Origin of the sequence: Yinghuangia sp. YIM S09857 (assembly GCF_051388915.1) — a bacterium.
Taxonomy (GTDB): Bacteria; Actinomycetota; Actinomycetes; order Streptomycetales; family Streptomycetaceae; genus Yinghuangia.
In genome coordinates this window covers 8,653-14,820 of the sequence record NZ_JBPKBH010000041.1, presented here as the reverse complement: position 1 = coordinate 14,820, position 6,168 = coordinate 8,653, and the positions used below count along the sequence as shown (strand labels likewise).

Here is a 6,168-nt window from a genome sequence, read left to right as displayed (position 1 = left end):
GGGGGCCGACATGTGGCTGTACTCGGTCAGGGCGTGGTGCTCACCGAACCAGACGTACTTCCAGTTGTGCTTGTCGGCCTTGATCGCGAGGTCCAGCTCACGCATCAGGGACAGGTGCTCGGAAGCGCGATCGTGCGCGGCGAGCCCCGGGGTGAACCCGTTCAGAAAGATGCCGAACTCCACCGGGAGTCCTCCTCGGTCGTTCAGAAGGTCGTTCAGAAGTGTGCCTGCCGAGGGCATCGCGGCACAGGCCGCGCACCTCGGCGAAGGTAATTGTGGAACGCTTACATGAATTGCCTGCGCATTCAAGATCCCCGCACCGGCCAACCGCGACGGACACGGCGGTCCCGACCGCCCGCGGACTGCGTAGTGTGGGGCCCCACGGAGAGTCGTAGGACGGCCACAAGGACTCGGCGCCGTACGGGGCGCGGCGGAAAGGACAGGCATGGCTGAGGCTCTGGAGGGCACCCCGGGACGCGGACGCGGCAGACCACCGCGCTTCTCGCGCGAGCAGATCATCGAGGCGGCGGTGGCGCTGGTGTACGCCGACCCCGGCACGCCGCTGACCATCAAGCGCGTGGCGGAGGCGGTCGGCTCGGCGCCGATGGCGCTGTACCGGTACTTCCCGGACCGCGACGACCTGCTGCACGCGGTGGCCGACCGGGTCGCGACGGACATCCACTACGCCCCGCCCAAGGGCGCGACGTGGCAGGACAAGCTGCGCGCGTGGATGCTGACGAGCATGGAACACCTGCGTCCCTACCCGCAGTTGCTGCCGTACATCGCCTCGACCCGGCAGCCGGCCTGGCTGCCGTCGTTCATCATGCTGACCGGCCTGCTGAGCCCCCTGGAGCTGGACGACGAGGACATGGCGCTGGCCATCTCGCTGGTCGGCACGACGGTCGTGGGGCAGGCGATCCTGGCCACGCAGCGCGCCCCGGCCGACGAGATGGCCCCGGTGATGCGCGAAGCGCTGCGCGACGCGGCACCGGAGCACCGGGCTCGCGTCGAACCGGTCATCGACCGCCTCCCCGAGGCCATGGAGCGGCTGTACGACCTGGTCATCGACAACACCATCGCGGCGCTGGAGACGCTGGGCGGCGTCGCCGAGACCCGTGCGGGACGACCCGCGCCGAAGCAGGCGCCGCTCGCTCCGCTCTTCACGAGTGCCGGGAGCTGGTAGGTCACGCCGGCGCGCGGTCCGGCTGCTGCCACAGGTCGCGCGTGGACCGCAGCGTCGCGCGGGCGAACTCGCCGAGATCGGCCGCGCGCCACCGCTCCGACAGCACCTCCACGCTGACCACGCCGTCGTAGCCCTTCCCGGTGACCGCGTCGCAGAAGCGACGGAGGTCGAACACGCCCTCGCCGGGCAGGACGCGGCGCTGCATGGACTCCTGGTGGATGTCGTCCGACACCTGCTCGGGGGCGTCGGCGAACTGCACGAACCCGAAGCGCTCCAGAGGGAGTTCGTCCATGTCCTGCCAGGTGCTCGGGCCGCGGAAGAAGTGCCAGCTCTCGACCACCAGGCGCAGGTTCGGATGCCCCACCCGGTCGAGCAGCGTGGTGGCCGCAGCGATGGAGTCGACGTCACGCGTCGGCAGGAACTCCAGGGAAAGACCCACCGATTCGCGGGCGAGCGCGGCCGCGCACTCGGCGGTGTTCGTCACCACCGCGGCGTCCGGTTCCCCGGTCACGACGCACAACACCTCGCTCGGGCGCAGGACTTCGACCGTGCGCAGGATGTGGCCGAGACTGCGCAGGGTGGCGTCGCGGTCCGCCGAGATGGACAGCGACACCAGCTCGTAGCAGGGGAGTTCGTGCTCGGCGAGGACGTCCGCGAGTGCTCGGGGCGGCAGTCCGTCGCGCTCGTGGGCCAGGACCGAGAGGAGGTCGAGGCCGATGCAGTCGTACCCGGCCTCGGCGGCGGCCCGGATCTGCGCGGGCAGCGACGGGGCCAGGTCGTAGTAGGTCGAGTGGTTGAACGTGTTGAAGCTGAAGCGCATCGAGCCTCCGGGGAATGCGGCACGGGCACGGCCGAGAGGCCCGCGTACCTTTCATGGCTATCATGGCCATGATTAAGCGTCCAGTCCAGCGCCGCGCGTGTTCCGCGGGCGACACGGGCGGCGTGGGGCGCGCAGAAGGGGAAATTCGCGGCGGAGCGGCAGAGTGGCAGAGCGGCAGAGCGGCAGGGCTACCGAGTAGGGGGAGGCGCGCAGTCCGGGACCGCGGAACATCCGTGTCGCCGGTGCACGGGAGGCGCGGGAGGCGCGATGTATGCGCGAGAGTGGTGCCAGGCAGGCGTGCAGCGGGACGAGACGCGTGAAGGCCTCAGCGCGTCGGCGGGTCCGAGTCGATGGGCCGGGCGCCGTGGCCGCGCAGCGGGTATGCGTGCGCGCCCTCCAGGTGCCGTACCGCGAACCGGTACGCCGCGGTGTCGTCGCCGTCCGCGATGAGGTCGATCAGCTCCTGGTGCTCGCGTACGCCCAGCGCCCGGATCTCGTCGCTCACGTCCGCCGCCGACTGCTCGGCCCAGGTCTGCTCCTGCCGCGCCCACAGCGTCTCGACCATGCCGAGCAGCACCTGCATCGTCTGGTTGCCGCACCCCGCCACGATCGCCTCGTGGAACTCGCGGCTCAGCCGGATGTACGCCAGCGGATCCCCGATCGCCGCCGCCATCCGCTCGTGCACCTCGCGCAGCTTCGGCAGCACGGCCGTCCCGCGGTCGGGCCGCTGCGTGCACAGCGACACGCACACCGGCTCCAGGCGGCGCAGCGCCCGCGCCAGGTCCTCCAGCGTCACGTGCCGGGCATGCATCACCATCCCGAACATGCGGGCGGCGTCCTGCGGCGTCGGGCTGTGCACCACCGACCCGCCGACCTTGCCGCGTCGCACGGTGATCAGGCCCTCGGTCTCCAGGATGCGGATCGCCTGGCGCAGCGTGGTGCGGCCGACGTCGAACTCGGCCATCAGCTCGTCCTGCTTGGGGATCACGTCGCCGTCGGCGAGTTCGCCGTCGAGGATCCGTCGGCGCAGCGCGGCCGCGACGACCTCGGCGATGGCGGCATAGCGGATCGGGCCCGAGTCGCTGCTGCGTGCGTCGGTGCGGACCGTGGCGGACGGAGAGGACATGCCCGCGATCCTATCGGCCGCGGGTCGGCGGTCCCTCGCGTCACTCGCGTGACACGTGAGCGAAGTGCGGGCGGCGCGTCGGCTGTCGTCCGCCCGACGGGGGGTGCGCGTCTGCGCGCCGCGCGAGGGACGGCCGTTCGGATGAGCGGCTTCCCCGGCGTGATGGCCACCGCGGCGGAGAACATCCCGCCGAACCGCTCGGGGTGTCGAACATCGCCCCCATGCGCTCGGTGCACTTCGCCAGGTGTGCGGGTTGCGGTCGAGCCGGTGCCAGACCCGCTCGCGGTCGGGCGCCTCAAGGTGCGAGGTGAGTCTCACCGGTGCGTCCCCCAACGGCAGTGGCGTCAGCGGTGCCGGCGGCGTGCGGGTCGACGGGGGCGTCGGTGATCTTGCCGGGGTCGCACATGCCGTAGCCGCCTCCGTCGGTCGTGTCGGCGAGCGCCCGCGCGAACGCCGCCACGCGCGCGGACGGACCCGAGCCGGTCCGCGGCCAGGTGAGCGCGAGCGCCGACGGCGGCAGGCCGGTCACCGGGACGAACACCAGCGAGCGCCGCGCGTGGTACTCGGCCGTCGGCTCGCACAGCAGCATCGCCCCCCGCCCTGCGGCGGCGCTGGTCAGCCCCTCCTGGAGGGTGCGCACCGCCGGACCGCGGGGGATCGGACGCCCGTCCGGCGTGCGCTCCGGCGCGTTCGCGCGCCGCCAGTAGCCGGGGGCGGGCTCGGCGACGGTGATCAGGTCGCAGGACGCCAGGTCCTCGGCGGTGATCGAGGCGCGGTCCGCGAACGGGTGCCGTACGGACACCGCGAGGTTCTGGCGGCGCCGCGAGAAGACCGGGCCGACCGCGATGTCCGGCTCCTCGGCCGGGAGCATCACGATCGCCGCGTCCACCTCGCCGCGGCGCAGCGGGCCGAACGGGTCGTTGAACGGCACCTCGCCGACCTCCGCGGCGCTGCCGGGGTGCCTGGCCTCGAACGCGGCTATCGCGTCCATGAGCTGGTCGTTGGCGCTGCCCTGGAAGCCGAGGCGGAGTGTCCCCGACACGTCCTCGGCGGCGGCGCGCGTGTCGTCGAGCGCGGTGCGGAGGGCGGCGTACGCCGGGGTGAGCGACGCGTGCAGGCGCACCCCGAGCGGTGTCAGGCGCACCCGGCGGCTGGTCCGCTCGACCAGGCGGGCGCCGACGCGGTGTTCGAGCGCGCGCAGGAGCTGGCTGACCCGGCTCTGCGAGATGTACAGCCGTTCCCCGGTCCGCCCGAAGTGCAATTCCTCGGCGAGGACGAGGAAGGCTTCGATCTCGCGCATCTCGATACTGCCGGCCATCCCGCACTCCGATTCCGCATTTCGTGCCGCACCGGGGACACACCGGGTGCGCCGTGCCGACGACGCACCGCCGTGATCCCGCCCCGCCCGCCTGCCTTCTGCCCGGCCCTACCAGGTCGATCGTTCGCGCGGTGCGCGATCGATGAGTCACGCTCATGGAAAGCATGAGAGATCGCCTGTTGTTCCCGGCCCTCGCGTGGCGGTTGCCTGGCGGCATGGCTCTTGTCGATCAAGTCGAGCAGACCGCGCGCGGCGGATGGCCGGCCGTGGCCGCCGCCGCGGCCGCGACCTTCACCGTCGTCACCTCCGAAATGCTGCCCGTCGGCCTGCTGACTCCCCTCGGGGCGTCGCTCGGCGTGTCCGAGGGGACCGCGGGCCTCGCGCTCACCGTGACCGGCCTGTCGGCCGCCGTCGCCGCGCCCGTGTTGGCCCCGCTGTTCGCCAGGCACGACCGGCGGCGCCTCCTCGTCCTGCTGATGGCGCTCGTCGGCCTGGGCAACCTGGTCAGCGCGTGGGCGTCGAACTTCGCGGTGATGACGGCCGCGCGCCTGCTGGTCGGCGTCGGCATGGGCGGCGTGTGGGCGCTGGCCGCCGGGATCGCGGTACGGCTGGTGCCGCCGCGCTCGGTCGGCGCGGCGACCTCGCTCGTGTTCAGCGGGATCGCGGTCGCCTCGGTGCTCGGTGTCCCGGCAGGTGCCTACGTCGGCGAACTCCTCGGCTGGCGCTGGGCGTTCGCCGCAGCCGGGGTGCTCGGACTGGCGGTGTCCGCCGTCCTGGGCGCAGCACTGCCGCCGCTGCCGCCGGAGGAGGGCCGCCACCGCCTCGCCGAACCGCTCGCCGACGCGCGCGTGCGGGTGGCTCTGGTGGTCGTCGCGCTGCTGGTGACCGGGCATTTCGCGGCGTACACCTACGTGCGGCCGGTGCTGGAGGAGGTGTCGGGGATCCGCCCGGCCCTGGTCGGCGCGCTGCTGCTGGCATACGGAGTCGCCGGTGTCGCGGGCAACTTCGCGGCGGGCTTCGGGGCGGTGCGCTCGGCGCGCGCGACGCTGGTGGCCCTGTCCGCCCTGCTCGCCGCCACCGTGTTCCTGGTGCCGGCCTTCGGTGATTCGACGGCGGCCGCGGCGGTGCTCCTGGTGCTGTGGGGCCTGGCTTACGGCGGGGTCTCCGTCTCCGTGCAGACCTGGCTGCTGGACGCCGTCCCGCGATCGCGCGAAGCCGCCTCCGCCCTGCTCGTCGCGGTCTTCAACACGGCGATAGCCCTGGGCGCCTTGGCCGGAGGCCGAGCCGCCGACGGCCTGGGCACCGCCTCGGTCATGTACCTGGCAGGCGGATTGGCCGCGGCGGCGGCAATCGTGCCGGCGACCGTGCGCCGGGCACGGCGGTCCGCGGACTGACGGTCGCGGGGCGGTCGGTGGTCAGTGCCGGCCGTGTGCCGAGTCGGACGCGCCGCCGAAGAGGCGGGCAAGGGCGCGGAACGGCAGGGTGACAACGGTCGCGATCGCTCCGCCGATCTTCCGGAGGACGTCTCCGATGGCCCTGAGCATGTGAAGCCTCCTTCCGGGGCGCGCCGCGGCAGGTCCGCGGCGGGCCGTGTACGTCCGGAACTCCGGACATGGAGCGACTGCCCGGAGCGTGCGGAAGGAAACGGTGCATATCGGAGCGACCTGGGCGACTCGCATCCGGGACGCCCTGGAACGCCCTGGAACGCGCCGTGGCGGGGG

6 protein-coding genes and 1 pseudogene are annotated in these 6,168 nt (G+C 72.9%); 2 read left to right on the top strand and 5 right to left on the bottom strand.

Features of this window, described 5'->3' with window-relative positions; translation table 11 throughout:
- Positions 1-183 (bottom strand): annotated as a pseudogene (locus tag ACRX5S_RS40535) (LLM class flavin-dependent oxidoreductase); the annotation flags it as partial.
- A 262-nt stretch (positions 184-445) separates the two neighbouring features.
- On the opposite strand from ACRX5S_RS40535, the gene ACRX5S_RS40530 reads away from it, so the two are divergent.
- Positions 446-1,183: a TetR/AcrR family transcriptional regulator gene (locus tag ACRX5S_RS40530; protein WP_436778314.1), complete on the top strand. Its 738-nt coding sequence runs from the start codon at positions 446-448 to the stop codon at positions 1,181-1,183.
- A 1-nt stretch (position 1,184) separates the two neighbouring features.
- Here the strand turns inward: ACRX5S_RS40530 and ACRX5S_RS40525 are convergent, their stop codons facing one another.
- The 3 genes from ACRX5S_RS40525 to ACRX5S_RS40515 form a co-directional block, all read right to left on the bottom strand.
- Positions 1,185-2,003: a sugar phosphate isomerase/epimerase family protein gene (locus ACRX5S_RS40525; RefSeq protein ID WP_436778313.1), complete on the bottom strand. Its 819-nt coding sequence runs from the start codon at positions 2,001-2,003 to the stop codon at positions 1,185-1,187.
- A gap of 325 nt (positions 2,004-2,328) precedes the next feature.
- Positions 2,329-3,129, bottom strand: a complete 801-nt coding sequence (locus ACRX5S_RS40520; RefSeq protein ID WP_436778312.1) for a FadR/GntR family transcriptional regulator — start codon at positions 3,127-3,129, stop codon at positions 2,329-2,331.
- A 295-nt stretch (positions 3,130-3,424) separates the two neighbouring features.
- Positions 3,425-4,447, bottom strand: a complete 1,023-nt coding sequence (locus ACRX5S_RS40515; RefSeq protein WP_436778311.1) for a LysR family transcriptional regulator — start codon at positions 4,445-4,447, stop codon at positions 3,425-3,427.
- 215 nt (positions 4,448-4,662) lie between these two features.
- Here ACRX5S_RS40515 and ACRX5S_RS40510 point away from each other — a divergent pair, with 215 nt between their 5' ends.
- A complete protein-coding gene (locus ACRX5S_RS40510; RefSeq protein ID WP_436778310.1) occupies positions 4,663-5,841 on the top strand; it encodes an MFS transporter in 1,179 nt (392 codons plus the stop codon).
- A 21-nt stretch (positions 5,842-5,862) separates the two neighbouring features.
- On the opposite strand, the gene ACRX5S_RS40505 is transcribed toward ACRX5S_RS40510, so the two are convergent.
- Positions 5,863-5,991 (bottom strand): LPFR motif small protein, encoded by a 129-nt coding sequence (locus ACRX5S_RS40505; RefSeq protein WP_436778309.1) that lies wholly within the window; start codon positions 5,989-5,991, stop codon positions 5,863-5,865.
- Positions 5,992-6,168 lie beyond the last annotated feature (177 nt).